Annotated in this window: 23 protein-coding genes; 13 read left to right on the top strand and 10 right to left on the bottom strand. The window is 68.3% G+C overall.

Going from position 1 to position 26,996, the window contains the following annotated elements; all coding sequences use genetic code 11:
* Positions 1-2 precede the first annotated feature (2 nt).
* On the bottom strand, positions 3-908 hold the full coding sequence (locus tag ACYVIO_RS18750) for a phosphotransferase enzyme family protein (RefSeq protein WP_460652116.1): 906 nt from the start codon (positions 906-908) through the stop codon (positions 3-5).
* Between the two features lie 52 nt (positions 909-960).
* On the opposite strand from ACYVIO_RS18750, the gene ACYVIO_RS18745 reads away from it, so the two are divergent.
* Complete coding sequence (locus tag ACYVIO_RS18745) at positions 961-1,821, top strand: GNAT family N-acetyltransferase (RefSeq protein ID WP_460652115.1); 861 nt, start codon at positions 961-963, stop codon at positions 1,819-1,821.
* A 148-nt stretch (positions 1,822-1,969) separates the two neighbouring features.
* Here ACYVIO_RS18745 and ACYVIO_RS18740 read toward each other — a convergent pair whose 3' ends face one another.
* The 3 genes from ACYVIO_RS18740 to ACYVIO_RS18730 form a co-directional block, all read right to left on the bottom strand.
* Positions 1,970-2,854, bottom strand: coding sequence for a phosphotransferase (locus tag ACYVIO_RS18740; protein WP_460652114.1), 885 nt, complete (start codon positions 2,852-2,854; stop codon positions 1,970-1,972).
* 186 nt (positions 2,855-3,040) lie between these two features.
* Positions 3,041-4,018 (bottom strand): TerC/Alx family metal homeostasis membrane protein, encoded by a 978-nt coding sequence (locus tag ACYVIO_RS18735; RefSeq protein WP_460652113.1) that lies wholly within the window; start codon positions 4,016-4,018, stop codon positions 3,041-3,043.
* Between the two features lie 231 nt (positions 4,019-4,249).
* Positions 4,250-5,290, bottom strand: coding sequence for an AraC family transcriptional regulator (locus ACYVIO_RS18730; protein WP_460652112.1), 1,041 nt, complete (start codon positions 5,288-5,290; stop codon positions 4,250-4,252).
* A 71-nt stretch (positions 5,291-5,361) separates the two neighbouring features.
* Between ACYVIO_RS18730 and ACYVIO_RS18725 the strand changes: the two genes are divergently transcribed.
* The 5 genes from ACYVIO_RS18725 (at position 5,362) to ACYVIO_RS18705 (ending at position 10,849) form a co-directional block, all read left to right on the top strand.
* Positions 5,362-6,744: an FAD-dependent oxidoreductase gene (locus ACYVIO_RS18725; RefSeq protein WP_460652111.1), complete on the top strand. Its 1,383-nt coding sequence runs from the start codon at positions 5,362-5,364 to the stop codon at positions 6,742-6,744.
* Positions 6,745-6,884: 140 nt separating this feature from the next.
* Entirely contained in the window at positions 6,885-8,948 is a 2,064-nt protein-coding gene (locus ACYVIO_RS18720; RefSeq protein ID WP_460652110.1) for a PQQ-dependent sugar dehydrogenase, read from the top strand.
* A gap of 169 nt (positions 8,949-9,117) precedes the next feature.
* Positions 9,118-9,465: a helix-turn-helix domain-containing protein gene (locus ACYVIO_RS18715; protein ID WP_460652109.1), complete on the top strand. Its 348-nt coding sequence runs from the start codon at positions 9,118-9,120 to the stop codon at positions 9,463-9,465.
* Complete coding sequence (locus tag ACYVIO_RS18710; RefSeq protein ID WP_460652108.1) at positions 9,462-10,064, top strand: mobile mystery protein B; 603 nt, start codon at positions 9,462-9,464, stop codon at positions 10,062-10,064. The genes ACYVIO_RS18715 and ACYVIO_RS18710 overlap by 4 nt, the downstream gene beginning before the upstream one ends.
* 26 nt (positions 10,065-10,090) lie before the next feature.
* Entirely contained in the window at positions 10,091-10,849 is a 759-nt protein-coding gene (locus tag ACYVIO_RS18705; protein ID WP_460652107.1) for a class I SAM-dependent methyltransferase, read from the top strand.
* 23 nt (positions 10,850-10,872) lie between these two features.
* Here the strand turns inward: ACYVIO_RS18705 and ACYVIO_RS18700 are convergent, their stop codons facing one another.
* Positions 10,873-11,586 (bottom strand): transporter substrate-binding domain-containing protein, encoded by a 714-nt coding sequence (locus ACYVIO_RS18700; RefSeq protein WP_460652106.1) that lies wholly within the window; start codon positions 11,584-11,586, stop codon positions 10,873-10,875.
* 10 nt (positions 11,587-11,596) lie between these two features.
* Positions 11,597-12,379: a methyltransferase domain-containing protein gene (locus ACYVIO_RS18695; RefSeq protein ID WP_460652105.1), complete on the bottom strand. Its 783-nt coding sequence runs from the start codon at positions 12,377-12,379 to the stop codon at positions 11,597-11,599.
* A 150-nt stretch (positions 12,380-12,529) separates the two neighbouring features.
* Between ACYVIO_RS18695 and helR the strand changes: the two genes are divergently transcribed.
* Positions 12,530-14,677: an RNA polymerase recycling motor ATPase HelR gene (gene helR / locus ACYVIO_RS18690; protein ID WP_460652104.1), complete on the top strand. Its 2,148-nt coding sequence runs from the start codon at positions 12,530-12,532 to the stop codon at positions 14,675-14,677.
* 131 nt (positions 14,678-14,808) lie between these two features.
* Positions 14,809-15,477, top strand: a complete 669-nt coding sequence (locus ACYVIO_RS18685) for a DNA alkylation repair protein (RefSeq protein WP_460652103.1) — start codon at positions 14,809-14,811, stop codon at positions 15,475-15,477.
* Between the two features lie 54 nt (positions 15,478-15,531).
* On the opposite strand, the gene ACYVIO_RS18680 is transcribed toward ACYVIO_RS18685, so the two are convergent.
* Positions 15,532-16,275 (bottom strand): VOC family protein, encoded by a 744-nt coding sequence (locus ACYVIO_RS18680; RefSeq protein WP_460652102.1) that lies wholly within the window; start codon positions 16,273-16,275, stop codon positions 15,532-15,534.
* Between the two features lie 69 nt (positions 16,276-16,344).
* On the opposite strand from ACYVIO_RS18680, the gene ACYVIO_RS18675 reads away from it, so the two are divergent.
* Together ACYVIO_RS18675 and ACYVIO_RS18670 are read left to right on the top strand one after the other, a co-directional pair.
* Positions 16,345-17,280, top strand: coding sequence for an ATP-binding cassette domain-containing protein (locus tag ACYVIO_RS18675; RefSeq protein ID WP_460652101.1), 936 nt, complete (start codon positions 16,345-16,347; stop codon positions 17,278-17,280).
* A complete protein-coding gene (locus ACYVIO_RS18670; protein WP_460652100.1) occupies positions 17,277-18,026 on the top strand; it encodes an ABC transporter permease in 750 nt (249 codons plus the stop codon). Before ACYVIO_RS18675 ends, ACYVIO_RS18670 begins: the two co-directional genes overlap by 4 nt.
* On the opposite strand, the gene ACYVIO_RS18665 is transcribed toward ACYVIO_RS18670, so the two are convergent.
* From ACYVIO_RS18665 to ACYVIO_RS18655, 3 genes are all read right to left on the bottom strand, one after another.
* Positions 18,010-21,381, bottom strand: a complete 3,372-nt coding sequence (locus ACYVIO_RS18665) for a BTAD domain-containing putative transcriptional regulator (protein WP_460652099.1) — start codon at positions 21,379-21,381, stop codon at positions 18,010-18,012. The two genes, ACYVIO_RS18670 and ACYVIO_RS18665, sit on opposite strands and share 17 nt — an antisense overlap.
* A 391-nt stretch (positions 21,382-21,772) precedes the next feature.
* Positions 21,773-22,414, bottom strand: a complete 642-nt coding sequence (locus tag ACYVIO_RS18660; protein ID WP_460652098.1) for a DUF998 domain-containing protein — start codon at positions 22,412-22,414, stop codon at positions 21,773-21,775.
* 66 nt (positions 22,415-22,480) lie between these two features.
* Positions 22,481-23,674, bottom strand: coding sequence for an MDR family MFS transporter (locus ACYVIO_RS18655; protein WP_460652097.1), 1,194 nt, complete (start codon positions 23,672-23,674; stop codon positions 22,481-22,483).
* Positions 23,675-23,943: 269 nt separating this feature from the next.
* On the opposite strand from ACYVIO_RS18655, the gene ACYVIO_RS18650 reads away from it, so the two are divergent.
* The 3 genes from ACYVIO_RS18650 (at position 23,944) to ACYVIO_RS18640 (ending at position 26,859) form a co-directional block, all read left to right on the top strand.
* Entirely contained in the window at positions 23,944-24,432 is a 489-nt protein-coding gene (locus ACYVIO_RS18650; RefSeq protein ID WP_460652096.1) for a nucleoside kinase, read from the top strand.
* A complete protein-coding gene (locus ACYVIO_RS18645; protein WP_460652095.1) occupies positions 24,429-25,061 on the top strand; it encodes a histidine phosphatase family protein in 633 nt (210 codons plus the stop codon). The genes ACYVIO_RS18650 and ACYVIO_RS18645 overlap by 4 nt, the downstream gene beginning before the upstream one ends.
* 847 nt (positions 25,062-25,908) lie before the next feature.
* On the top strand, positions 25,909-26,859 hold the full coding sequence (locus tag ACYVIO_RS18640; protein ID WP_460652094.1) for a hypothetical protein: 951 nt from the start codon (positions 25,909-25,911) through the stop codon (positions 26,857-26,859).
* Positions 26,860-26,996 lie beyond the last annotated feature (137 nt).

Here is a 26,996-nt window from a genome sequence, read left to right as displayed (position 1 = left end):
TGTCAGGGCCGTGGCATGCCGGTGCGGCCGAGTTGATGCTCGATCTGCTCCAGGTTGAAGGCGCCCGTGTGCTGACCGGTCCACAGCTCGGCCATCACCATGTTGATCCGGAAGACCCGTTCCAGCGGCTCGATCGCGGCGAGCTCCTCGGGGGACAACGGGATCCCCAGCTCCGTCGCCTTCTGCTGGTACGCCGTGAGCAGCTCGGGTGAGCGGTGCACCCGCGCCATCACGAACTCCCAGCTCCGGTTGTCGACGTGCGCCAGGTCGAAGTCGATCACACCCAGCGGCCCGAAGTGCACGTTCCACTCGGCGAAGTCCCCGTGCACAATCGTCTGCGGCAGCTCCAGCAAGTTGTGCTCGGCAACAAGTTCGATGCCGCCGGCCATCGCCCGGTCGGCCCAGTCGGCGAGATCGGGACGCTGCAACCGCAGGCCCGCGACGCCCGGGGTCCAGTCCTGGAAGTTGCCCATCGCCACCAGGTCGCAGCCCTGGAAGAACCCCTCGCGCTGCGGAAGGTCGATCTCGAGGTCCCGCAGATCCGCGTGCAGCTGCGCCAGCACCGCGCCCCGCTCGGAACGCTGCTCCGGCGTCTCGTCACGCCGCGCCTCCCCCGGCACGAACCGTGTGGCGGCCCACAGCCGCTCGCCGTACTCGACCGGACCGGCGACCGTGCTCGGCACCTCCCAGCCCCGATCCGTGAGATGCGCGAGCACCTTCGCCTCGAACAGCAGGTCCAGCTTCGTGCGCAGCACGTGGTAGCGCCGGAGGACGACGCACTCCCCACCACCGGTCCACAGGAACCACACGCCGTTGCCGGGATCGCCCGGATCCGTGCGCTGGATCTCCTCGAGCTTCTCGACCGGCAGACCGAGCAGAGCAGCAACGTCGTACGGCGCGGAGGGCATCCGGCCATTATCCAGCTGCGGACCCGAGCCCGCACCGGGATAATCGGCGCCCATGGACCTGCGCGCGCTGGCGGTGACCGACGGCGTCGACGCCGTCCGAGCCGGCTTCACCCCGGAATTTGTTGCCCTCGACAACGACCAGCTGGTCGGCTGCACGGCGCTGCGCTGGTGGGACGAGTCCGACGGCACCCGCCTCTACCTGCTGCTCGGCTGGGTCGAACCAGTCTTCCGCGGCCGCGGCTACGGCCGCCAGATCCTCGCCTGGCAGGAAGCCCAAGCCCGCAAGCACCTCGCCGCGAACCCCACCGACGGCACCGCCCTGTACGGCGGCAACACCCGCGAGCACGACCCGTCGGTCGAGGCGCTCCTGCAGGCCGCCGGCTACCAGGTCGCCTTCACCCGGGTCCATCTGACGCTCGACCTCGACGGCGCTCCGCTCACCGATCTCCCACCCGGCCTCGAGCTCCGCGCCGCCGACGCCGACCACCACCGCGCCGTCTTCGAGGCCAACGCGGAGGTGTTCAACGATCGCAACCTCGGCTACGTCCAGGACACCTTCGAGGAGTTCGAGCGCGAGGCGGCCGACGACTTCCCCGACCACGAGCTGTGGACGCTCGCGTACGACGGCGACCAGCTGGCCGGCTGGGTGATCAGCGCCGAAGAGGAGGAAGGCATCGCCGACACTCCCTGGGTCGGCGTGCGCCCGGCGTACCGGCGTCAGGGCCTGGCGTCGGCGCTGCTGCGCACCAACCACGCCCAGCTCCTGGACCACGGCGTCACCACGAGCGGCATCTGGACGCTGGCTGAGAATCCGGCCGGGAGCGTCGCACTCTACGAGTCGCTCGGCTACCGCGAGGACCAGCGCCAGCCGCGCTACCGCAAGCCGGTCCAGCCGGTCCAGCCGGTCACCTGACCGTCACCGCTGGTCCGCGACGACGCACGCATCCCGCAACGAGTCCTGCCACGCCGTGTCCCCGAGCAGCGACAAGAAGGTCGTCGCCGCGAAACTGTCGCTCACCCCGTCGACGAAGGCCTTGCGTTCCCAGACCCCGGTGAGGAACTCACAACCCCCCGGCGGCGACGTAGACCGTCAACAACCCCGGCAGCACCTGCTGCTCAGCCTGCGTGACCGGCCTCGCTTCCGTGTACGCCGAGATCAGCTGCGCAGCTCGCTCGACGTCCAGCCGTCGTTCGTCGTCCAGACCCCACGACGACACCACCGAGCAGAGGTCGTACAGACGGTAGGAGTCCAGGCAGTCGTCGAAGTCGAGCAGCGCCAGCAGGTGTCCGTCGCGATCCACCAGGACGTTCGTCTCGGTGACGTCCGCGTGCACCAGCCCGGAAGGAATCTCCTTCTCACTCTCCAGAACCGAGCGCACCCACGAGGACACCTCGGCCAGTCCGCTGACGAGCTCCTCCAGCCCAGGAACGAGTTCCCGGCCGTGCCACCCCTGGACGGTCTCCAGAAACTCCTCGACCCTGCGCAGCGGATCGGCCCGTTCAGCGCGTCGTACCGGCAGCTGCAGGTCCCAGGTCAGGCGGTGCATCCGCGCGACCGCGCCGGCGATCTCGCATCCCAGCGCCAGGTCGAACGAGCCGAAGCCACCACTGCGCGACGGCGCCCGGCTTCCGTCGACGTACTCGAAGACGGCCGCCGGCCGTCCACCGATCTCGCCGGACAAAGCACCCGACAGCGAGCGCACCGGCCCGGCGGTCGGGAAGCCAGCGGCCCGCAGGAACTCGACCGCGAGGAGCTCGTACTCGATGTCGTCCGGTTCCTTCGTCCGCTGGTAGGTCCGTACGACGTACCGCCGGTCGCCCTCGGTCAGCAGGACGTTCTCGTTGATCAGACCGCCGGTCAGCGGTTCCGAGCGCGCGAGCGCCGGATCGACTCCCCACTCGGCGAGAAATCGCGACCACCCGGCGATGGGCTCTGTCGTGTTCATCGGTCCCTCGGGCCTCGCCGTGGCAGGTCTCGTCCGGACAAAGACCTGACCCGACCATCACGGGGGAACGGCCGGGCCAGGCACTTTCGATGGTACCCCTGCGTAGGGGGATCAACCGGGTGAATCACAGGCGAAAAACAATGCCTTTTGCGCGAAGCGCCGACGAGCACGTCGCCCTGTTGGAGGTCAGTCCGCCTCGGCCTCGACCCGGCGCCGGTCGTACCCGGACTTCACCAGGCTGGCGACCGTGGTGACGAACAGCGTGCCGGCGATGAAGCCGAGCGAGGTGGCGATGCCGATGTGCGGCAGGTGGATCGCGCCGATGTCGTCGATGTGCGAGCCGTGCAGCGCCTCGATGATCAGCTTGACGCCGATGAACGCGAGGATCACCGACAGGCCGACGTTCAGGTAGATCACCCGCTCCAGCAGGCCGCCGATCAGGAAGTACAGCTGGCGCAGGCCCATCAGCGCGAACGCGTTCGCGGTCAGCACGATGTAGGCGTCCTGGGTGAGGCCGAAGATGGCCGGGATCGAGTCGAGCGCGAAGATCACGTTCGCCATCCCGATCGCGGAGATCACGATCACCAGCGGGGTGAGCATCCGGCGGCCGTCGACGCGGGTGACCAGCTTGCTGCCGTCGTAGTCGTGGGTCAGCGGGAGGATCTTGCGCATCCCGCGGATGACGACGTTCTCCTGGAAGTCCTCCTCGTCGTTCTCCCCTTCGATCGCCAGCCTGACCGCGGTGTAGACCAGGAACGCGCCGAAGATGTAGAACACCCAGCTGGCCGCCGAGATCGCGGCCGCGCCGGCCAGGATGAAGACCGCGCGGAGCAGCATCGAGACCACGATGCCGATGTAGAGCACCTTGTCCTGGGCCAGTGACGGCACCGCGAACCGGGCCATGATGATCACGAAGACGAACAGGTTGTCGACGCTCAGGCTGTACTCGGTGATGTAGCCGGCGACGAACTCGCCGCCGCTCGCGCCGGGGCTGAAGACGAACAGGCCGATCGCGAACAGCGCCGCCAGACCGATGTAGAACAGCACCCACCGGGTGGCGTCCTTGATCGTGACGGTGTGTTTGCGGCGCGCGATCACGATCAGGTCGAAGGCGACGATCGCCAGCAACCCGACGATCGTGAGCACCCAGACGGCAGGGGACATGACAGAGACCATGACGGTTCCTCCGGACGACGACAGACAGCACCTGGTCCGGAGGTCTCTTCCGCCCGGGCGTACGCTCACACCCGGACCGGCAGCACCGGGTCGGCCGCCCGGGCCTTCCGTGATGACGACACTGCCGTTGCGAGTCCGTACGGCGTGATGCGACACGGTCCGGACGGACTCGGGGGAATACTCCCCTCCACTTGCTCTGCGGTTAGTGTAGCTTTTCGATCAGTGGCCAATGGTATACCGGATACCATCCAGCCCGCCAGCCGGGAGCCGGCGGAACCGGCCCGGCGTACTGCCGCTGGCCTGCCGAAAGGCCCGGCTGAACGCCGACTCCGACTGGTAGCCGACCTTGGCCGCGACCGTCGCCACGGTCAGCTCGTCGCGGCCGAGCAGGTCGGCGGCGACCATCATCCGGATCTGGGTGACCAGCCCGTTCACCGTCGTACCGGTGTGCTTGCCGAAGTGCCGGACGAAGGTGGCCCTCGACATCGCCGCCACCTGCGCGAGCCGCTCGACCGACCAGTCCGCGCCGGGCTCCCGCAGTACGGCGTCGATCGTGTCCGCGATCCGCGGGTCCTCGACCGCCGTCCACAGCGGCCCGGGCGTCAACTCCCCCGCCGACCGGCGCAGGATCATCGCGAGCAAGGCCTCGCACAGGCTGGTCAGGATCGCGCCTGCTCCGGGCCCCGGGTTACTCGCTTCGCTCCGCATCATCGTGCACAGCGCGCGGATCGCGGCCTCGTCGTCCGCCACCGACACGATCAGCGGGTCCGGCAGGCTGCGGAACAGCATCACGCCCGACGCCGATCCCGGCGTGTAGTACCCGCAGAACAGATCGATGACCGGCTCCCCGCCGTACTGACTCCGCAAGGTCCCGAACGCCGGTCCTGGGGTGTCGACAACGCCATGCAGCGGCTCGACAGGTCGACTCCCGTCACCACCTATCAAGTACCGGCTCTCGATCGGTGGTCGGTACTTGTCAGGTGGTGACGAGTCGAGTTCAGTCGCTTGCCGCGAAGACCTCGTGTTCGTCCGGACGAAGTGCGGCGGGCTCCCCGGCAGGATCACCGCTTCCCCGGCCCGCAAGGGGAACGAGCCCGACGGGGTCTCGAACGTGCACTCGCCGTCCAGCAGCAGATGGAACGTCGCGTCCGTTGCGCCGTACGCCGGAACCTTCATCTCGGTCGCCGCGGCGAGCAGGCAGCGCTTGTCGAGGGTGGCCTGCAGGTCGGCCAGCTCGAGCAGGTGACTGATGGTGTCCATGAGACGATACGACCGAAATCTGAGTTGGGATCGACTGGTACGTCTCAAGCGTACCGACCGACACTACGGCTATGACCTCAGAGAACCTGCTCCAGGCCGACGTCGTGGTGATCGGCTTCGGCAAGGGCGGCAAGATCGCCGCCGGCACGCTGGGCCGCCTCGGGCGCCGCGTCGTCCTGATCGAGCGGTCCGACCAGATGTACGGCGGCACCTGCCCGAACGTCGGCTGCGTCCCGACCAAGGCCCTCGTGCACCGCTCGGGCAAGCGTCGGACGAACGATCCGCCGCAGGAGTGGTTCGAGCGCGCGGTCGGCGAGGTCCAGGCGATCACGTCGGCGTTCCGGGCCGGCAACTTCGAGGCCCTGGACGGCGCGGAGACGACCACCCTGATCACCGGCGAGGCGTCGTTCGTCGATCCGCACACGGTCGCGGTCGAGACCGGCGCCGGCCGGATCGAGGTGCGCGGCGAGACGATCCTGATCAACACCGGCTCCGAGCCGGTGATCCCGGACATCCCGGGCCTGCGGGACAGCCCGTTGACGATGACGAACGTCGACCTGGTCCACACCACGCACCTGCCTGACCGCCTGGTGGTGATCGGCGGCGGCTACCTGGGCATCGAGTTCGCCTCGATCTACCGGCGGTTCGGGTCGCAGGTGACCGTGCTCGAGGCGTCGCCGCGGATCCTCGGCCGGGAGGACGACGACATCGCGGCGGTCGCCGAGCAGATCCTGACCGACGAGGGCGTGCGGATCGTTCCCGGTGCACGGGTGCTGGAGATCCGCGACTCGGACACCGTCGTCTACTTCAAGGACGGCCGTGAACACACTGTGACCGCGGACGCGATCCTCTCCGCGACCGGGCGGCAGCCGGCGACAGCGGCGCTGCAGCTGGACAACGCCGGCGTCCGTACGACGGCGAGCGGCGCGGTCGAGGTCGACGAGCACCTGCGGACGGCGCAGCCGCACATCTTCGCGCTCGGTGACGTCAACGGCGGGCCGCAGTTCACCTACATCTCGCTCGACGACAGCCGGATCGTGCTCGACCAGCTGATCGGCGAGGGCAAGCGGACCACGACCGACCGGGTCGCCGTACCGCAGACGCTGTTCATGTCGCCGCCGCTGGCGACCGTCGGGCTGACCGAGAAGGCGGCCCGTGCGGCCGGGCACCGGATCAAGGTCGGGTACCAGCCTGTCGCCGACATCGTCGCGATGCCGCGCGCGTACATCGTCGAGGAGACCCGGGGCGCGATGAAGTTCGTGATCGACCTGGACACCGACCAGATCCTCGGCGCGGCGCTGCTCAGCGTCGATGCGCAGGAGCTGATCAACGTGGTCGCGCTGGCGATGCGCCAGGGCGTGACGGCGAGCGCGCTGCAGAGCTCGATCTTCACCCACCCGTCCTCGACCGAGGCGTTCAACGACGTGATCGGCGCGGTGGTGCGCTCGGACTGAGCCCGGCAGGCGCATTCCCGACGTCTTGACAGCGGTTTGCCGACGGTGGTGTGATCAACGCTGATAGTTAGGAAACATTCCTGCCTATCAGCGTTGGCTGCTGCTGCTCCTCCCGCCCCAGGAAGTCAGGAGACCGCCCGATGAGACTTCGTTCTGCCCGGCGTACGGCGCTGGCGGGTCTGACCGCCCTCGCCGTGACGCTGGCCCTAGCCGCTCCACCCGCCGCGGCGGCGCCCACCGACTACCAGGCCGAGGACGCACTGATCTCGCAAGGCCTGGTCGAGTCGAACCACGCCGGCTTCACCGGTCGCGGGTTCGTCAACTTCGACAACCTGGTCGGCAGCTACGTCGAGTGGACCGTCCAGTCCCCCACCACCGGCCCGGCCGACGTCACCCTGCGGTACGCCAACGGTACGGCGGCCGCCCGCCCGCTCGACTTCACCGTCAACGGCGTCGCCGGCGCGGTCGGGATCACCTTCCCCGGCACCGGCGCGTGGACCACCTGGCAGACCAAGACGGTCCGACTGTCGTTGGTGGCCGGAAGCAACAAGATCCGCGCTCGCGCGACGACCGCCGACGGCGGCCCGAACGCCGACAAGCTGACGGTCAACCCCACCAGCGACGATACCCAGCCGCCGTCCGCGCCGAGCAACCTTGCCGTCAGCAACATCAAGTCGAACGCCGCGACCTTCAGCTGGTCGGCCGCGAGCGACAACGTCGGCGTGGTCCGGTACGAGATCAACCGCGGCGGCAACGTGCTCAAGGTGGTCGACGCGAACACGCTGACCGCGACCGTCGACACGCTGACCTCCAACACGGCGTACGACATCTCGGTCGGTGCTTTCGATGCCGCGGGCAACGCGTCGCAGCAGAGCAACGTGGTCACGTTCACCACGCCGGTCAGTGGCGACACCCAGCCGCCAACTGTTCCGGGCAATCTGCGCTCGACGGGCGCCACGGCGAACAGCGTCTCGCTGGCGTGGAACGCGTCGACCGACAACAGCGGAAGCGTTGCCGGGTACGACGTGTACCAGGGCAGCACGCTGGTCTCCAGCACGGGATCGCTGACCGCGACGGTGACGAACCTGAGCGCCAACACGGCGTACATGTTCACCGTGAAGGCGCGCGATCCCGACGGCAACGCGTCCGGGCCGAGCAACGCGGTGACCGTGCGGACCAGCGGTGGTGGAACCGGTGGCATTCCGGAGTACGAGCGGGACATCGCGCGGGTCGACCTCGGCTGGAGCGTCGCGTTCCTGCCGGACGGATCGGGTTCGGCGCTGGTCACCGAGCGGGACCGGTTCGAGCTACTGCTGGTCTCGTCGACCGGGCAGAAGACCACGCTGGGCAAGGTCCCTGGTGCGGTCACGACGACCGGCGAGGGCGGCCTGCTCGGCCTCGCGCTGTCGCCGAACTTCAGCACCGACCACTGGGTGTACCTCTACCACACGGCCGCGAACGACAACCGGATCGTGCGGATGAAGTACGAGAACGGCGTACTGGGAACGACGTCCGAGCCGGTGCTCACCGGGCTGGCGAAGAACCGGTACCACAACGGCGGCCGGATCCGGTTCGGTCCGGACGGCAAGCTGTACGCCGCGGTCGGTGACGCGAAGAACTCCGGCAACTCGCAGAACCGCGGGTCGCTGAACGGCAAGATCCTGCGGATCAACCCCGACGGTACGGCGCCGAGCGACAACCCGTTCGTCAGCGACGGCGGCAACGCGCGCTACGTCTGGGGCCTCGGGTTCCGCAACCCGCAAGGGCTCGCGTGGGACTCGCGCGGGCAACTGTGGGCGGCGGAGTTCGGTGAGAACAGCCAGGACGAGCTGAACCTCGTGCAGAAGGGCGGCAACTACGGCTGGCCCGCCTGCGAGGGGACGATCGGCGACTGCGGCGGGTACATCGCGCCGAAGCGCACCTGGTCGACGTCGCAGGCAGGACCGAGCGGCGTGGAGATCGTCAACGACTGGATCTACGTCGCCGGCGTCACCGGGCGACAGCTGTGGGTCACCCAGATCAATGCCGCAGGCAACGGTGTGGGGACCCCGCAGGCGCTGTTCTCGGGTCGCTGGGGACGGCTGCGCAGCATCACCAAGACGCCCGACGGCGCCCTGTGGCTGACCTCGACGAACAACGACATGAACGGCGGGTCGCCGACCACGATCGACAACTACATCGTCCGGCTGAAGTTCCCGGGCTGATCCCGAGCTCCAGGGGCCCTTCCGAACTGCCCTCGGAAGGGCCCCTGGCTTTCTACACCCGCACCCCCGGCCGCCACCTCCTCCGCCGTACGGGCTGACTTGTGGCGGTACCGTCACACACGTAAGCTGTGACAGTACTGCCACACCATGACTGCGCGAGGAGGATCGGATGGCGATCGGCGGAATGCAGCAACTTGGCGCCGCCGTACGGGCCGAGCGCAAGGGACGGCACCAGTCGCAGGCCGCGCTGGCCGCCGAGGCAGGCGTCTCCCGCGAATGGCTCAGCCGCCTCGAGAACGGTGCGCCGCGACTCGAGGCCGACAAGGTCCTCCACGTGCTGTCGGTGATCGGCATCTCACTGGTCACCGCCGACGAGCAGGTCACCCAGCAGGACGTCGCGAAGGCCCAGCAGATCGCCTGGACGATGTCGCTCGAAGCCCAGCCGGTGACCGACGAAGGCTTCCAGCGCATCCTGCGCAAGATCGTCGGCCATCGCGTGCGCAACCAGGCGGCGTGAGCCCGCATCCACTCGGCGGTGACGAGGACGGCCAGACACCGGTCGACGCCGACGACGCGCAGTACCTGACACCGGCGTACGCCGGGATCACCACCCGCGCCGAGCTGAACGACGCCGAAGCCGACAACATCACCGACGCACTGCTGTGGCTGGGCGACCAGACGATCACCACGGCCGAGCTGCTGAGCCAGTCGTTCCTGCGAGAGCTGCATCGGCGAATGTTCGGCGAGGTGTGGAGCTGGGCCGGCCAACCCCGGCGACGCGAGACGACGATCGGCGTCGCGCCGGCCCAGATCCCGGAACGCCTGCAGATCCTGCTCGGCGACACGTCGTACTGGGTGGAGCACCAGACCTACCCGGCGTCGGAGATCGGCACGCGCTTCCACCACCTGCTGGTCTTCATCCACCCATTCGTCAACGGCAACGGCCGCCACGCCCGCCTCGCTGCCGGCGCGCTGGCAGCCGCCCTCGGCACGCAGCTCTCGTGGGGCGCACGCAGCGGCCTGCCTGTCGCCGAAGCCCGCTTGCGATACCTGTCGGCTCTCCGCGAGGCGGACCGCGGCGACTACGCCGCCCTGCTCGAGATCGCGACCACCTGACACCTGCCGGGTGTTTGGATGGCGGGATGACGACGCCTTCCGCTCACGCTGCTGTTCAGTACGCCGGTTCTGCTGATCGCTTGAAGGCCCGGATGGCTGTGCATGAGTTCAGCACCAATCCGCAGGGCTGGTTCGGTTGGTTGGGTGAGCGGCTGGAGCCGCGCGGGGACGTGCTGGAGGTAGGCGCGGGGACCGGGAAGTTGTGGGGTGAGGTTCCTGCTGGTGATGCTCGGTTGACGTTGACGGACGCATCGGCCGCCATGTGCGAGGAGCTGCGGCGAGTGCCTGGCGCCGTCGTACGGCGGGCCGATGCTGCGCACCTGCCGTTCGCAGATGCGAGCTTCGATCTGGTGATCGCGAACCACATGCTCTACCACCTGGACGATCCGTCGGCGGCGTTGGCGGAGTTCGCGCGGGTGCTGCGGGGTGGTGGGCGGTTGGTGGCTGCGGTCAACGGGTCCGACCACCTGGCTGAGCTGCGGGAGCTCGGGCCGGCGATCGGGCGGCCCGAGTTGCTGCGCGGGCTGGTGATGAACGACGTCGTGGCCGAAACCGTCGAAGGTCTGGTGGCCGAACATTTCGGGGAGGTGGCGCTCGAGCGGTATCCGGACGAGCTGCGGCTGCCGTCGGCCGACCCGGTGGTTGCCTATCTGAACAGCTTGAGCGAGATCGCGCTCGCTGCCGCCGAGGAGGACGCCGTACGGCGCCTGGTGGACGACAAGATCGCGGCCGACGGCTACTTCCCGGTGCGCAAGCACATCGCACTGGCTACTGCCCGGCGGTAGAGCGCCAAGAACTTCGGGTGAGGTCAGCGCGCAGGCGGGGCCACCGCGGCATCGAGACGGCCGGAGCGCTTCAGGGACTCGGCGACGAAGCCGCTCGCCTTCAGCTGCTCGACCTGGTCGCCGAGCCAGATGGTCGTGTCCGCGTGGCGCTTGGGCGTGCAGACCGCCTGGCGGATCTCCATGAACCGTTCCTGGACCACGCGCGTGCCAGGAGTGCGGGCGACGAACTCCTCGACCGGCTTCCGAATGCCTGCGCCGGCGTCGAGGGACTCGGCGTGGAAGAGATCGACGCCTTCGGCTCCGCGGACGATCGTCGCGTGCTGGAGGGTGCGGGTCAGGAAGAGGTCGTACGCCGAGCCCTCCTTCACACCGACCCTGACGCCCGGCCGATCGACCTCGGCGGGACCGGTGATCGCGGAGTCGGCAGGAACGACGTACACCCCCTCGATGATCACGTACGGCGGCGTGAAGGCGACCTGGTCGGCACGCGCCGGTTCGATCGCGAGGAAACCCAGGTCCGCACGCCCGTCGGTCAGCGCCTCGAAGGACTGTTTCGCGGCGTGGAAGCAGACGAACTCGACCGGCACCTCCAGCCGGCGCGCGAGCTCCCGGGCGATGTCGACGGTCACGCCGCCCGGCTGCTCGGGCGTGCCCTGCGCGAGCACCGGGTTGCCGAGGTTGATCGACGCGCGGAGCACGCCGGTGGGAGCCAGGTCGTCACGTACGTCGGTCGCCATGCTCGCGACTCTATCCCCGCCGTCCCCACGCCGAGATCAGCGGCGCCGTCGCGAGATCAAGCTTGCCCGAGGCAACATTTCCCAGATGCTCCGCGATCTCCTCCTCAGTCGCGAGGCCTGCGGCAACCAACCGGTCCCGAATCTGTTGCACGGTAGCGATCTCCAGCGTCGTACACGCCGGCGAGGTGATCGGGAAGAACGCATCAGCCTGTACGTCGACCAGCCCGGCCTCGCGCAACAACCTCGGCAGTGTCCGCCCGAAAGCGAGCTCCGCCCCACGCTCCGCCATCAAGCTCCGAAACCCGCGCCGCAACCGATTGGCCAACTCCTGCGCCGGCCCGAACTCGTCCGGGCAGATCAACGGCTGCAACGCCGGATCCGCGTCCTCCAGCACAAGCCACCCACCGGGCTTCAACGCCCCGACCATCGCGGCCAGCGCCTCGGCCCGCTGCGGCACATGCGTCAGCACCAGCCGCGCGTGAATCAGATCGAACTCCCCCGGCGGCGCGTCAGCCCCGACGTCGTGCCGCAGTACGTCGTACGGCGCATCGCTCGGCATCCACGCCGTATCGATGTCCGTGGCAACGACCCGCCCCGACGGCCCGACCTGCGCCGCGAGCCAGTCCGGTACGCCGGGCCCGCCGGACCCGACCTCCCAGCAGCTCCAGCCGGTCGTCAGGCCGGTCGCCGCAAGGTGCCGGAACGTCACCGGGTCGAGCAGCTCCGAGAGAGCCTCGAACCGCCGTCCGGCCTCGGTCTGCTGGTTGTCGAGCAGGTATCCGTGGTCGCTCACGCTGCCCATCACACACCGGGCACAAAAAAGCGGCAAGGAAATGTTTTCCTTGCCACAACTAACTTATAGCGCACAGGGGGACTTGCCGCAAGGCCCACTTCATAGCTCACAATCATCGACCGAACCAGTTTTCGGACGAAACGGAGCCCCATGTCTGTGGGAACGACCAGCGCCTTCGACCTCGCCGGCCACCCCGCCAAGAACGACCCGGCGCTGATCGGGCGCGACGAGCAGCACTTCGCGGCGATCGCGGCCAGCCTCGACAAGTCGATCTCCGACCTGTCCGAGCGCCTGGAAGAGATCCGCAAGTCCCCGGGCGGCACGGGCCAGGAGGCTCTGGATCGCGACCTGGAGATCCATCGGCTGACCTCGCGCCTGCGGACCCTACGCCGGTTCGGCCTCGACCTGTGCCTCGGTCAGATGGTCGGCACCGACGGCGAACCCGTGTACGTCGGCCGGCTCGGCCTGACCGACACCGACGGACGCCGGCTGCTGATCGACTGGCGCTCCCCCGCCGCCGAGCCGTTCTTCGGCGCGACGCACGCGAAGCCGATGGATCTCGTGTTCCGCCGCCGGTACCGCTGGACCCGCGGCAAGATCAGCGACTACTGGGACGAGGTGTTCACCTCCGAAGGCTTCGAGGGGCACGCGGCCGCGCTCGACGACCAGTCGGCGTTCATCGCGAGCCTCGGCAGCAACCGCTCCGACCGGATGCGCGACGTCCTGGGCACGATCCAGTCCGACCAGGACGCGATCATCCGCGCGAGCTCGCGCGGGGCGCTCGTCGTCGACGGCGGTCCCGGTACCGGCAAGACCGTCGTCGCGCTGCACCGGTCGGCGTACTTGCTCTACTCGGATCCGCGGCTCGAGCAACGGCGGGGCGGCGTACTGTTCATCGGCCCTCACCAGCCGTACCTGGCCTACGTCTCCGACGTACTGCCCAGCCTCGGTGAGGAAGGCGTCCAGACCTGCACCCTGCGGGACTTGCTGCCCGAAGGGACGACGGCAGGTCCGGAAATCGATCCCGCAGTCCTGCGCCTGAAGTCCACGGCCCAGATGGTCGAGGCGATCGAGCCGGCGGCCGCGCTGTACGAGGAGCCGCCGACCAAGCCGCTGGTCGTCGAGACCGACTGGGCCGATCTTCGCCTCAGCGTCAGCGACTGGGCCGAGGCCTTCGGATCGGTCGACGCCGGTACGCCGCACAACGAGGGCCGCGACCTGGCCTGGGAGGAGCTGCTCACGATCCTCCTGGACAAGCTCGACGAGGACGACGAGGAGATCTCGCTCGACCAGGTCCGCCGGTCGCTGCAGCGGAACGAGACGCTGCGCGACACCTTCGACCGGGCCTGGCCGCTGCTCGAGCCGACCGACCTGGTCGCGGATCTGTGGTCCGTACCGGCGTACCTGCGCCGCTGCGCTCCTTGGCTGGAGCCCGACGAGGTCCGGCTGCTCCAGCGCGACGATCCGTACGCGTGGACCGTCTCCGACCTGCCGCTGCTCGACGCCGCCCGGCAACGGCTCGGCGACCCGGAGTCGTCCCGGCGGAAGCGGCGCCAGCGCGCCGTCGCCGCCGCGGAACGCGAGCGGATGTCCGAGGTGATCGACCGCCTCCGCGCGGCCGACGACGGTGAAGGGCTCGTGCAGAGCCTGGTCCACGGCGACCTCCAGGACGCGCTGATCGACGAGGGCGCACTGCCCACGCCCGACCCCGACGAGCTGGCCGGGCCGTTCGCGCACATCGTCGTGGACGAGGCGCAGGAACTGACCGACGCCGAGTGGCAGATGCTCCTGCTGCGCAACCCGTCCCGCAGCTTCACCATCGTCGGCGACCGCGCCCAGGCCCGCCACGGTTTCACCGAGACCTGGGAGGAGCGGCTGCACCGTGTCGGCCTGGACCGCGTCGAGCTGGCCGGGCTGACCGTCAACTACCGCACACCGTCGGAGATCATGACCGAGGCCGAGCCGGTGATCCGCGCCGTCCTGCCCGACGCGAACGTGCCGACCTCGATCCGCGACAGCGGCCTGCCCGTTGTCCACGGCAACGTCGCGTCGCGGGACCGGATCATCGAGGAGTGGGTGGCGGAGCACCCCGATTCCGTGGCCTGCGTCATCGGGGATCCGACCTTCGAGGGGACTTCACGGGTCCGGTCGCTGACGCCGATCCTTGCCAAGGGCCTCGAGTTCGACCTCGTCGTACTGGTCGATCCGGAGTCGTTCGGCGAGGGCATCGAGGGCGCGGTCGACCGGTACGTCGCGATGACCCGCGCGACGCAGCAACTCGTCGTACTGACCAGCTGAGAAACTTTTGGCATGCTGTCGATCGGTGCGCGCGCCGTTCGACCTGTGAGTGGAGAGGGGCCGCGGCGGCCCCTCCCACCTCCTGTACGCCGTACTGGAGTCCAAAGCCGCCGAACAGTAGCGTTGCCGAGGTGACTGAAACCGCCGAGATCCTGGCCGAGCTGGCTGCGCTCGAAGACCCGAAGATTCGCGAGGTCAACGAGAGGCACGGGGACGATCACGGGGTGAATCTCACCAAGCTGCGCGCGGTCGCCAAGCGGCTGAAGACGCAGCAGGAGCTCGCCCGCGACCTCTGGAAGACCGGCGAGCCCTCCGCCAGATTGCTCGCGCTGCTGATCTGCCGGCCGAAGGCGTTCGAGCGGGACGAGCTCGACGCGATGATCCGCGAGCCGATCAGCCCCAAGACGCACGACTGGCTGGTCAACTACGTCGTCAAGAAGAACCCGTACGCCGAGGAGCTGCGCCGGACCTGGTTCGCCGACCCGGACCCGATCGTCGCGAGCGCCGGCTGGGCGCTCACCACCGAGCGCGTCACCAAGAACCCCGACGTCCTCGACCTCCCGGCCCTGCTCGACACCATCGAGTCGGACATGAAGAACGCGCCCACCCGGCTCCAGTGGGCGATGAACCACTGCCTCGCCCAGATCGGCATCGACCACCCGACGCTCCGGCCTCGAGCGCTGAAGATCGGCGAACGCCTCGAGGTCCTCAAGGACTACCCGACACCGCCCGGCTGCACGTCGCCGTACGCCCCCGCCTGGATCAACGAAATCGTCCGCCGCCAGGAAGCTGCCTCCTGACAGCAGCGCCCGGCCCGAGCAGCAGTCCCGGTTCCGCGCCGGGCCAGCGGGAGTTCAGCGGTTGCCCAACGGCGTGAGCAGGCAGAACTCGTTCCCCTCCGGGTCGGCGAAGACCGTCCAGCCGACGTCGCCCTGGCCGATGTCCAGGTCGGTGGCACCAAGCCCCCGCAGCCGGTCTGCCTCGGCGGCGTGGTCGTCTCCGGCGTACGGGCGAAGGTCCACGTGGATGCGGTTCAGTCCGCTCTTCGCGTCGTCCACCCGCAGGAACTCCAAGTACGGCCCGACGCCCCGGGCCGAGCGCAGCGACGCGACGTCGTCCGTCACCTCGTGCACCACCCAGTCCATCGCCTCGCCCCAGAACTGGGCCATCGCCCGGGGATCCACGCAGTCGACCACCACCGCGGCCATCGGCCCGGTGTCGCGGTAGATCTCCCGGGGCTCCAGCACGCAGAACTCGTTGCCCTCCGGGTCGGCCAGCACGGTCCACGGGACGTCACCCTGACCGATGTCCGCGGGCGTCGCCCCGAGCCCCTGAAGCCGCGCGACCAGTTCGGCCTGGTGCTCCACGGAGGTGGAGGCGAGATCGAGGTGAACCCGGTTCTTCACCGTCTTGGGCGCCGGCACCGCGAGCACGTCGATGTAGACGGCGCTCGCGTCCGGGTACTCGAGGCCCTTCGGTTCGACGTTCGTCTCGTCCGGCTCGTCGGTGACCTTCCAGCCGAGCGCCTCCGCCCAGAACCGCCCGAGCGCGGACTTGTCCTGAGCCTTCACCGAGATCTGCACCAGCCGGGTCGCCATGACACCGGATCCTAGATCGTGTCAGGACCGTGGCGGGGCCGTGTCAGCGCCCGCGCCGAAGCTGGTCGCATGACAAGCACAGCGATCGCGGTCTCGGGCCTGCGGAAAGCGTTCAAGGACAAGGTCGTGCTGGACGGCATCGATCTGGAGGTGCCGGCCGGGTCGATCTTCTCGCTACTCGGGCCGAACGGCGCGGGCAAGACGACGACGGTGAACGTGCTGACGACGTTGATCCAGGCCGACGGCGGTACGGCGCGGGTTGCCGGGTACGACGTACAGAGCGACGCCAAGGCGGTCCGCGCCGCGATCGGCGTGACCGGTCAGTTCGCGGCGGTCGACGAACTGCTGACCGGCCGCGAGAACCTGCAACTGATGGTCGACCTGAGCACCCGCCCGGTCGGCGGCAAGGTCGTCGACGAGCTGCTCGATCGGTTCGACCTGACCGGGTCCGCGGACAAGCCGGTCTCGACGTACTCCGGCGGCATGAGCCGCAAGCTCGACCTGGCGATGACGCTGGTCGGGAACCCGCAGATCATCTTCCTGGACGAGCCGACGACCGGCCTCGACCCGCGGAGCCGGCGCACGATGTGGACGATCATCCGCGAGCTCGTCGCCGACGGCGTGACCGTCTTCCTCACCACCCAGTACCTCGACGAGGCCGACCAGCTCGCCGACCGCATCGCCGTACTGGACCAGGGCCGACTCGTTGCCGAGGGCACCCCGGACGAGCTCAAGCGTCAGCTCCCCGGCACGCACGTCCGGCTGCGGTTCACCAGCCCGGCCGAGCTCGACGCGGCGGCGCTGCTGTTCCCCGACTCCACCCGCGACGACGAGGCACTCGCCCTCAAGGTCCCGAGCGACGGCGGCACCAAGTCGCTGCGCGGCGTGCTCGACCGGCTCGACGAGTACGAGCTGAGCGCCGAGGAGTTCTCGGTCCACACCCCCGATCTCGACGACGTGTTCCTCGCCCTCACCGGCCACACCACGGAGGTAGTCGCATCATGAGCGCCAAGTCCCACTCACTCGTCATGCTGCAGCGCGACTTCCGACACGTCGCCCGGAACCCGACCTCGGTCTTCAACGCCGTGCTGATGCCGGTGATCATGCTGTTCATGTTCGTGTACGTGCTCGGCGACGCGTTCAGCGTCGGGGTCGACTACATCGACTACGCGACGCCCGGCATGATGCTGCTGGCCATCTGCTACGGACTCGGCGGTACGGCGGTCGCGGTGAACGCCGACATGACCAAGGGCATCATCAACCGGTTCAAGGTGATGGACGTTCCCCGGCACGCCGTCCTGACCGGCAAGGTAGTGGCCAGCGTGCTGACGAACGTGATCGCGATCGCGGCGCTGGTCGGGGTCGCCTTCCTGCTCGGCTTCAGCCCGTCGGCGGGTTTCCTCGACTGGCTCGGCGTGATCGGCCTGGTCCTGCTGCTCGGTTTCGCGACCGCGTGGCTGACCGTCGCCCTCGGGCTGGCCGCGAAGTCGCCGGAGACGGCCGCGTTCGCCGCCGTACCGCTGATCATGCTGCCGTTCTTCAGCAGCGCGATCGTGCCGGCCGACAAGATGGGCCCGGGCATCAAGCAGTTCGCGCAGTACCAGCCGTTCACGCCGATCATCGAGACGCTGCGCGGATTCCTGAACGGCAACCCGCAGATGGGCGACGCGCTGACCGCGCTGGCCTGGTGCCTCGGGATCGCGCTGGTCGGTTACCTGTGGGCGTCGGCGACGTTCAAGAAGCGAGCATGATCGCGAACAGCTGATCCCAGCTGGCTTCCCGGCCTGCCTGAGCCGCCTCGGCGTACCGTACGTCGCTGAGGCGGCTTCGCAGCGTCTGCTCGATCCGCGCCTCGTCCGGCAACGACCGGTCCGGCAGCCCCCGTACGGCGGTACTTGCCGCGAGCAACTGTACGGCGAGCTCGTCCTGGTCGCGGCGCAACGCGAAGTTCGCCAGCCCGACGAGAACTCCGGCGATGACAGGCGCATGGCCGGTCGCGGTCGCTGCCTGACAGGCGGCTGTCAGATGGTCGCGAGCCTCGCCGAGGTCTTCGGCGAGGTAGGCGAGCAGCGTCTCGGTCGTCGCGCTGACGTGCGGCTGCTTCGCTTCGTCACCGAGCAGGGAGGTCAGAAGTCGGATCTGCTTCTGCGCCTCGTCGGCATCCCCGGCCCACCGCGCGAGCTCCGCCTTCGACAACGCCAGCAGGGCCAGCGATCCGGGCCAGTTGACCCGGTCCGCGTACTGCTGGGCTTCGGCCAACGTTTTGGTGCTCGCCTCGGTGTCGCCGAGCAACCAGTACAGCTGGGCCTGGCGCGAGCGCATCCGGATCGCGTCGTCGAACGACCCGAGTTCGGTGATGACGGCAACGGCTTCGTCGTAGTACCCGCAAGCGCGCTCGAACTCGCCCCTGGTCGAGATCCGCTCGGCCAGCTCGGTGATCGCGAACGAGATCCCGAACCGCTCGCCGATGGCGCGGAACTCGGTGACCGCCAGTTCGAGCTGCGCGTCGGCCTCGAACCCACCGTGGCCGAGCACGCCGCGCATCTTGCCCAGCTGCAGCCGGCCCATCGCGCGCACCCACGGATCCTCGCTGCCGAGCATCGGCTCCCACGCGGACAGGATGTCGCCGGGCGCCGTCAGCATGTGTTCGAGCGGCGCGATCAGTGCCAGGACCGGGTTGGCGAGCTGCGTGCGCTGACTGATCCGGTACGCCTCGTGGATCCACTCCTCGGCGTGGTGCTCGTCGCCGGGACCGCTGTTGAGGAACGTCACGACGATGACGTACACCATCGCTTTGATGTCGTCGGTGACCTCGCCGGGCGTCCGGGTGGCGGCCATGACCAACTCGTTGCCCTCGGCCTTGTTCCCGCTGAGCCACCAGTACAGACCGGCCGCGGCCGCGAGCCGCATCGCGCTCTGCGCCTCGCCGGCGGCGATCGCCCCGCGCATCGCGGCGCTGATGTTGTCGTGGTCCGCCGCGAGCGTCGCGAGCCACTCCACCTGCTCGGTACGGCGAAGGTACGGCTCGGCGGTCTCCGCGAGATCGGTGAAGTAGGCGAGATGCGCGAGCCGTGCGGTGGTCGATTCGCCGGCCTCGGCGAGCCGCTGGACGCCGTACTCCCGGATCGTGCCGAGCAGCCGGTACTTGTCGCCGTCGGCAACGATCAGTGACTTCTCGGTGAGTGCCGTCAGCAACTCCAGGACCTGCCACGACTCGACTGGTTGGTTGCCTTCGGCGCTTTCGGTGCGTTCGTTGCTTTCGGCGCCTTCGCTGCCTTCGTTGCCTTCGGCTTCGGTGCCTTCGGCTTCGGTGCTGCAGACTCGCTCGGCGGCCTCCAGGCTCGCGCCGCCGGAGAAGATCGAGAGCCTGCGCAGGACGGTCCGTTCGGCGTCGCTGAGCAGCTCCCAGCTCCAGTCGATCACTGCTCTGAGCGTTCTCTGCCGCGGCAGCGCCGTACGGCTGCCGCCCGTCAGTAGGCGGAAGATGTCGTCGAGGCGGTCGGCGAGCTGGTCGAGCGACATCGTGCGCAACCGGGCCGCGGCGAGCTCGATCGCCAGGGGCATGCCGTCGAGGGCTCGGCAGACGCGGGCCATGGTCTGTGCGTCGTCGAGGTCCTTGCCGACGGCACCTGCCCGGTCGCGCAGCAGTCTTACTGCGGCGGAGGCCTCGATCTCGTCTGCGTCCGCTGTGTTCGGCGGCAGGGTCAGCGGTAAGACTCGCCACAAGGCTTCGCCGGTGATGCCGAGCGACTCCCTGCTGGTCGCGATGATGCGCAGCCGGGGGCACTCGCCGAGGACCCGGTGGGCGAAGGCTGCGGCCGACTCGATCACGTGCTCGCAGTTGTCGAGGATGAGGAGCGCTTCACGGTCGCGGAAGGCGTTGACGAACCGGTCGGTCGGGTCGAGGTCGGCCGGGTCGCCGAGCAAGCCGTCGCGCAGACCGACGGCGGCGAGCGTGGCCTGGGCGACGTCGCTGTCGGGGCTGATCGGGGCGAGCTCGACCATCCAGACGCCGTCGGGGAGATCGCCGCTTCCGCCGTACGACGGAACGCCGGTGCCAGCGCTGCTTCCGCCGTACGGCGGAACGCCGGTGCTGCCGCCGCGACCGGTGCCGTCGCCGCCGGTGCCGCCGCGACCTGTGTCGTCGCTGCTTCCGCCGTACGACGGAACGCCGGTGCTGCCGCCGCGACCGGTGACGTCGCCCCCGATGACGTCGCCGCCCGCGGCGAGCAGCGTTCTCGCGGTCTCTGAGGCCAGCCGGGTCTTCCCCGCACCACCCGGCCCAACCAGCGTGGTCAGCCGATGCCCGGCGACCAACTCGCGGACCTTGGCGAGGTCCGACTCCTTCCCGACGAAGCTTGTCAGCTCCGCCCGCAGGTTGGTCTTGCGCTCATCCGGCTTCCGCCCCATCTCACCGCGCAGCAGCGCGACGTGCACCGCGGACAACTCCGGCGACGGATCAACCCCCAGTTCATCGCCGAGGGCCTGCCGCGTCCGCTCGAACACCTGGAGCGCCTCGGCGTTCCGCCCGGCCGCGGCGAGCGACCGCATCAGCGCAGCGACGAGGCGCTCGCGCACAGGGTTGGCGGCGACGAGGTCGGTCAGTTCCGGTACCAGTTCGGCGCCGCTCTGCGCGTCGTACCGGTCCTCCATGGCCGACAACCGCAGCCCGTCGAGCCGGCTGATCGCCGCGTCGTACGCCGTACTGTCCTGCAGCCCGATGTCCTGCATGGCCTCGCCGCGCCACAGCCCAAGCGCCTCACCCAGCAGCCGCGGATCCTGCCGCGCCTGGCTGACCAACCGCTCGAACCTGACCGCGTCGACCGCATCCGGCTCGACAACCAGCCGGTAGCCCTCCGGATGCCCCTCGACCGCGCCGTCCGGGAGCGCCTTACGCAGCCGCGAAACCAAACGCTGCAAGGCGTTCGCAGCATCCGCCGGCGGACTCTCACCCCAGATCCAGTCGACCAGCGTCGCCTTTGGAACCACCTGCCCCGGCCTCAGCGCCAGTGCGATGAGCAGCCCACGCAGCCGAGCACCCGGTACGTCGGCGACAACCCCGTCACCGATCCGCACCTCGAACGGCCCGAGCATCACGATCTGCACCCACTGATCTTGCCACGGGCGGGTGTTGCCCCATGCCTCGCGGCTTGGGCCTCGCGGAACGCGGGTCGCGGGTCGCCGGTCGCCGGTCGCGGCTCGCAGCACGCGGGCCGCGGGCCGCCGGTCGCAGGTCGCGGGTCGCCGGCACGCGGGTCATGGGTCACGGGTCGCGCGTCGCGGCAGGGAACTCGCGGCTCGCGCGTCGCCGGCACGGAGCTCGCGGGCACGCGGGTCGCCGGTCGCCGGTCGCGGGGCGCCGGTCGCGGGGCGCGGGGCGCGCGTCGCGCGTCGCGCGTCGCGGCAGGGAACTCGCGGCTCGCGGGTCGCCGGCACGCAGCTCGCGGCACACGGCTCGGGGCTCGCGGCTCGGGGCTCGGGGCTCGGGGCTCGGGGCTTAAGCGTCGTACTGGACGCCTGGCGCCGAACGCCCCAGCTTGGCGGCGATCAGGGACAGGATCAGCATGGCGGCGATGACGCCGGTCGCCAGTACGGCGGACGCCGCGGGTACGCCGGCCATCGAAGCGCCGTCCGCGACGATCACCGCGGCCGCGCCGGCGCGGGCCGTCCAGGCCCAGGCCCCTTCGCCGCGGTGGGCGAAGTACCGACCGAGGACGAACAGCACCGCGGTCAGCGCGGCGAACGCGATCGTGCCGGCCAGCAGGTGCGCGATCGCGTGCCAACTGATCGTCGCGGGAGTTTCCGTACCCGCCGGGAAACCGTCCCCGCCATCCAGGACGAACACGCCCGCCAGGACGTAGCCCACGCCGTACGCCGCCACCAGCCGTGGCGCCCACTTGCTGCCGGTCGCGCGACCGATCCCGCGGGCGCCGACGATCGCGAGGATCCCGGCGACGACGAAGTTGGTGATCTGGATCCAGCCGAGCGAGCCGGTCGACAGCATGCTGAGCGGGTGACGAGTGAGGTCGAAGCCATCCCGCGTCGCGGCCTGCGTGAGCGCGACGACGGCCCAGAGCGGGCCGGTCAGCGCGAGGGCTCCGAGCTTGGTTGTAGGTGTGGCGATCGTTGCAGTGGACATCGGTCGTTCCTTTCGGCGTACGGCGGTCCGGTGACCGCCTGCACCTACAGGTCGAACGGCTGCTCCTCAGATCGACACTTTGCGGCGAGGCATTGCCAGCTGTGCCGAGAGCAGACCCGCTGCCCCGATCAAGGCCCAGAGTGCCCAGGGGCCGATCGCGTACACGGCGCCGCCAATCAACGGGCCGGCGCCAGTGCCGGTGGTGTACGCGACGCCGTACAGACCCTGATAGCGACCGGCCATGCCCGGCGGCGTCAGGCTGCCGAGGTGAGCCATCGCGACGGAGCTGTACATCATCTCGCCGATCGTCCAGACCAGAACCGTTGCCGCCAGCAAGATCATGCCGGTCATGAATCCAGTCAGCGCGAGCCCGACGCCGACGAGAAGGTTGCCGATGGCCAGTACGTACTCGGGGCGATAGCGGGACACGGCGGCGGTGGTCGGCAACTCGAGCGCCAGCACGACCAGACCGTTGAGTCCGATCAGGAAGCCGAAGTCCCGCGCGGTCAGGCCGACGTCCGTGACGTGCAGCGGAAGCCCAACGGTGCACTGGATGTACACGAACTCGGCGACGACCGTCATCACGAGGAAGCGCACGAGCGTGCGATCGGCAAGGGCCTGCCGGTAGCCGACTTGTTGATGCTCTTCGTCTTGCTGCTCTGCCCGGGGCGCGCCTTTCAGAAGCACCGCCACGACCACGCCGAACAGCAGGCACGTGACGGCATTGCCGAGGAACAGTTCGACGTACGACGTAGTGGCGAGCACGCCGCCGATGACACCGCCCAGGGCCGCGCCGAGATTCATCGCGAACCGAAACACGGAGAACGCGGCGAGCCGTTCCTGCTTCGTCGTCACCGCGTCGACCAGCACCGCTGCCGCCGCAGGCCGATAGATCTGCGAGGTCACCCCGATCAGCCCGACGACCGCGACGAGGAGAGCGAACGGCCCGACGTACGGGACCGTGGCTGTCAGTACGGCGGTCGGCACGGCGCTCACGACGATCGTCCAGCGCCGGCCGATCTTGTCGGCGAGATACCCGCCGACGGCGTTGCCCAGCACGTTGCCGACGCCGGACACGCCGAGCACGAACCCCGCGGCGCCGGCGGAGTGCCCGCGCTCGGTCAGGTAGAGCACGATGAACACCGGCAGGAAGTTGCCCACGCGGTTGACCAGAATGCCCAGGCTGATGATCCACACCCGCGGCGGCAACCCACGCAGGGCGTCGCGAAAACGTGTAGGCGCCTGTTCGTCGGTGACCATCCGTAGCTCCTCGGTCGTCGCGTGCGACCGAATCTCCCCGGCTGAGGTAGCGCAGGACATCAGCATTCCTCCCTATACGAGACATGCTGTGCTTGGGAGCGGGGGGTGTGGCGTGCGGAGTACGGCGGTGCGCGGGCTGCGGCCACCGGCGACGGTGCAGTGCGTACTGCTCGGCGTCGACGCGCTGCTGATCGAGGACGGCGTTGAGCTGGTCGTCCTCAGCCTAATTACGTCGTACGCCTACTCCCTGCCTGGCTACGATGCGGCGCATGGCGGAGAGAAACTACCTGGTCGAAGGCGGTTCCGGCACCGGTAAGAGCTCGGTCCTCCGAGAGCTCCGACGCCGCGGCTACCAAGCCATCGACGGCGACAACGAACTCGCCTACCAAGGCGATCCTTCAACGGGCGAACCCCTCGAAGGCCCCGGCAGCTACGAACACCACATCTGGAACGTCCCCCAAGTCCGCGAGATCGCCGCTAGTGATACCGAGGAGATCGCCTTCTTCTGCGGCGGCTCCCGCAACCACTCTCAGTTCCTTGACCTCTTCGACCAGATCTTCGTCCTCGACGTAGACCTGGAAACCCTCAAACACCGCCTGGCTCTCCGCGAGGCCGACGACTGGGGCGGCAACGACGCCCAAAAAGCCTTCATCCTCAGCCTCCACCCCACCAGAGCAGGCGTCCCTCACGGCACGATCATCAACACCAACCGCCCCTTGCCCGAGGTCGTAGACGCCATCCTCGAGGCCATCCGATGAGAACCCTCTACGTAGTAACCCACCCCGAAGCCACCCACCACGTGGACCGAGTCGTCGGCGGCCAGTTCAACTCAGCCCTCACCCCAAGAGGCCACCGCCAAGCCGCCGCCATCGCCAACCACCTGGCCGACCGAGTCCCACCCACCGCCGACCTCTACACCTCAGACCTAAAACGCACCCTACAAACCGCAGAAGCCATCGCCTCGAAGCTCGCCCTAACCCCAGTCCTCATGACCGACCTCCGAGAAAAGTCCTACGGCGAAGCCGGCGGCAAACCCCAGCAATGGCTGACCGACCGCTTCATCTACCCACCACCCGAGGGCGAACGCCTCCACCACCACGAAGGCATCCCAGGCGCCGAAACCCGCGCCGCCCTAGCCCACCGCACCTACCGAGCCCTAACCCAAATCCTCGCCCGCAACACGCCCCACCAAATCATCGTCACCCACGGCACAGCCCTAACCTTCCTCATCACCGCCTGGCTCCGAGTCCCCCTGGAGTCCGCCAACTACGCCTCCTTCCGCTCCACCAGCGGAGGCATAACCACCCTCCATGAAGACGACCGCTACCACTACCGAACCGTCGAGTCCCTCAACGCAACCGCCCACCTCCCCCAAGCAGACGACTGACCCCGCGGCCGCCCAAACCGTCAGTCACTCAGCTAGTCACTCAGGCATACAAAAGGCCGGTTCCCCTTCAGGGAAACCGGCCTCTAACCTGCGGTGGAGCTTAGGGGATTCGAACCCCTGACCTCTTCCATGCCATGGGCGGGGGTCTGCCTCGTGCTCTACGCTCTGGTCCGCGTAGCCCCTGCCCTACAAGGGATTGCCCCTCCCCCGGTTCCTGCGCGTTGCGGCATGTTGAGGGGCGTTTTTACGCATCGCCGTCTCCCGAATCTCTCCCATCCGCGTAGACGGTCCGGTGGCCTGCCGACGCCTCGCCTCCTGATGCTCACTAGCGCTCAGGCCAGGGTCTGGGTCGGTGGCCGCGCCGGACCTGTCGATGAGTATGCCGCAGCGCTGCCCCCATCCGGGGCGGTTATCCACAGGGCCGTATTGACACGTATGAGTCAACCTCGGATCGAACACATGTTCTATAGTTCTCAGCATGGGCAGCAACCGTCGATACCCTCGGGAACCGCCGCCGAAGCTGGCCACTCGACACTGCTGGGTGCTCCGGACAGCATCCGACAGCGGTCCCTGGCCCGGATTGATTCTGGAGTGGCGGCGAGCCAATTCGGGAGTCTGGGTAGCACGAGTGGTCTACGTCCCTGATTACCGGTCGGGGCGGTCGATCGAGGACTGGTTCGCAGCCGTGCATCTTCGGCCGGCCGAAACTTGGCCGCCTTCTACGATCTGACACACATCGCCGTCAGACTGGATGAGTAATGCCCCGCGAGTTCTCGGAGGCAGGCCTCGACTCGCGAGTATGCTCAATCTTCCAGGGTGTTCGGGGTAGATTCTTGCAAGGGGAAACATGCTGGCCAGTCTTTTGCCTGGATTGCGAGACGTGCGTACGCCGCTCGCCGTGGGATATCTGTGGCTGCTCAATCTTTGGTTGTTCTTTGGCCATTACGCTCTACGCGGAAGCAATGCAGATTCACGCACCTGGGAAGCGGTGATCGCTGCTTACGAATTCCTGGGGCAGGGCGCCGCAATCGCGGCAGTTTCGTTCACTGCTTTTCTAGTTGGCGCAATACTGACCATCGATTTTGAATCTAAGCTTCTCAGCAGGCTTTCATTTATGGGCGTGCGCGCGCGCCGATTGGATACTGAAGGTCAACTTGAAGACTTCATATCGACCGCATTGGAGGGTGTGGATGCGTCCCGACGATCCAAGGCACTCGAATGGAACGAGATGCTACCGGCGGATGATCTGCGTGCGAGGCTCCTAGTTGCCAACCAAGAAATGTATGGAGAATACGATAGGCTTGAATCCGAGGCAACATTTCGCATAAATGTCGCACCTCCCCTTCTTGTTTTAGGCATCGCAATTGCGCCGCTAGCTGGGGATAGCCTCCTAGGTACTCTATTGATTCCTGTGCCGATGTTGATAGCTCTACTTTTAACTTTGCAATCATTCCGAAAGCATCAATTGGCGGTTAACGTTCTGATGCGCGCAGTTTTGTCGGGTGTCATTGAGCATTCGGTCATTGCGCGTGCGCGGGCATTGCATGAGCGTCAGACGCGCACCACCCAGCAAGAGCAGGAAGATGCTCGTAATTCGGAGCAGTCGAAAAGCAATCGGAAATTCCATTTGAACACTCTGGCGGAGCTATATGAGCTGCAAACTCAGCTCGAAGTTTCCATCACGAAATCGAGCCCGGCCGATCCGAACTGGCCTGACCTTCTCAAGCGGAAGTCCGAGATGCGCGATAGCATCGCAGCTCAGATGCAAAGACTGTCGGAAGCCTTTGACGCTGGTTGACGGTTACGTGTCAAGCGCGGCCAGTCCGCCGGATCGTCCCGATAGCTGCCGCCCGAGGTCCGGAGCGATGCGGGTCCAGGGGCGAGCTTGCTCGATCGCAGAGCGACGCCGAAGGCGCCCTTGACGCGTGGCGCGTA

Source organism: Kribbella endophytica, from assembly GCF_054781295.1.
Note: the sequence above shows the minus strand (reverse complement) of the source record. Positions and strands in the feature narration are given on the sequence as shown.

Excerpts from the sequence above, each read along its gene's own strand:
- ACYVIO_RS18750 (WP_460652116.1), bottom strand. The coding sequence starts at position 908 with ATGCCCTCCGCGCCGTACGACGTTGCTGCTCTGCTCGGTCTGCCGGTC.
- ACYVIO_RS18670 (WP_460652100.1), top strand. The coding sequence starts at position 17,277 with ATGAGCGCCAAGTCCCACTCACTCGTCATGCTGCAGCGCGACTTCCGA.
- ACYVIO_RS18675 (WP_460652101.1), top strand. The coding sequence starts at position 16,345 with ATGACAAGCACAGCGATCGCGGTCTCGGGCCTGCGGAAAGCGTTCAAG.
- ACYVIO_RS18705 (WP_460652107.1), top strand. The coding sequence starts at position 10,091 with ATGACGACGCCTTCCGCTCACGCTGCTGTTCAGTACGCCGGTTCTGCT.
- helR (WP_460652104.1), top strand. The coding sequence starts at position 12,530 with ATGTCTGTGGGAACGACCAGCGCCTTCGACCTCGCCGGCCACCCCGCC.
- ACYVIO_RS18740 (WP_460652114.1), bottom strand. The coding sequence starts at position 2,854 with ATGAACACGACAGAGCCCATCGCCGGGTGGTCGCGATTTCTCGCCGAG.
- ACYVIO_RS18700 (WP_460652106.1), bottom strand. The coding sequence starts at position 11,586 with ATGGCGACCGACGTACGTGACGACCTGGCTCCCACCGGCGTGCTCCGC.
- ACYVIO_RS18655 (WP_460652097.1), bottom strand. The coding sequence starts at position 23,674 with ATGGTCACCGACGAACAGGCGCCTACACGTTTTCGCGACGCCCTGCGT.
- ACYVIO_RS18725 (WP_460652111.1), top strand. The coding sequence starts at position 5,362 with ATGACCTCAGAGAACCTGCTCCAGGCCGACGTCGTGGTGATCGGCTTC.
- ACYVIO_RS18645 (WP_460652095.1), top strand. The coding sequence starts at position 24,429 with ATGAGAACCCTCTACGTAGTAACCCACCCCGAAGCCACCCACCACGTG.
- ACYVIO_RS18640 (WP_460652094.1), top strand. The coding sequence starts at position 25,909 with ATGCTGGCCAGTCTTTTGCCTGGATTGCGAGACGTGCGTACGCCGCTC.
- ACYVIO_RS18660 (WP_460652098.1), bottom strand. The coding sequence starts at position 22,414 with ATGTCCACTGCAACGATCGCCACACCTACAACCAAGCTCGGAGCCCTC.
- ACYVIO_RS18730 (WP_460652112.1), bottom strand. The coding sequence starts at position 5,290 with ATGGACACCATCAGTCACCTGCTCGAGCTGGCCGACCTGCAGGCCACC.
- ACYVIO_RS18745 (WP_460652115.1), top strand. The coding sequence starts at position 961 with ATGGACCTGCGCGCGCTGGCGGTGACCGACGGCGTCGACGCCGTCCGA.
- ACYVIO_RS18715 (WP_460652109.1), top strand. The coding sequence starts at position 9,118 with ATGGCGATCGGCGGAATGCAGCAACTTGGCGCCGCCGTACGGGCCGAG.
- ACYVIO_RS18650 (WP_460652096.1), top strand. The coding sequence starts at position 23,944 with ATGGCGGAGAGAAACTACCTGGTCGAAGGCGGTTCCGGCACCGGTAAG.
- ACYVIO_RS18735 (WP_460652113.1), bottom strand. The coding sequence starts at position 4,018 with ATGTCCCCTGCCGTCTGGGTGCTCACGATCGTCGGGTTGCTGGCGATC.
- ACYVIO_RS18720 (WP_460652110.1), top strand. The coding sequence starts at position 6,885 with ATGAGACTTCGTTCTGCCCGGCGTACGGCGCTGGCGGGTCTGACCGCC.
- ACYVIO_RS18680 (WP_460652102.1), bottom strand. The coding sequence starts at position 16,275 with ATGGCGACCCGGCTGGTGCAGATCTCGGTGAAGGCTCAGGACAAGTCC.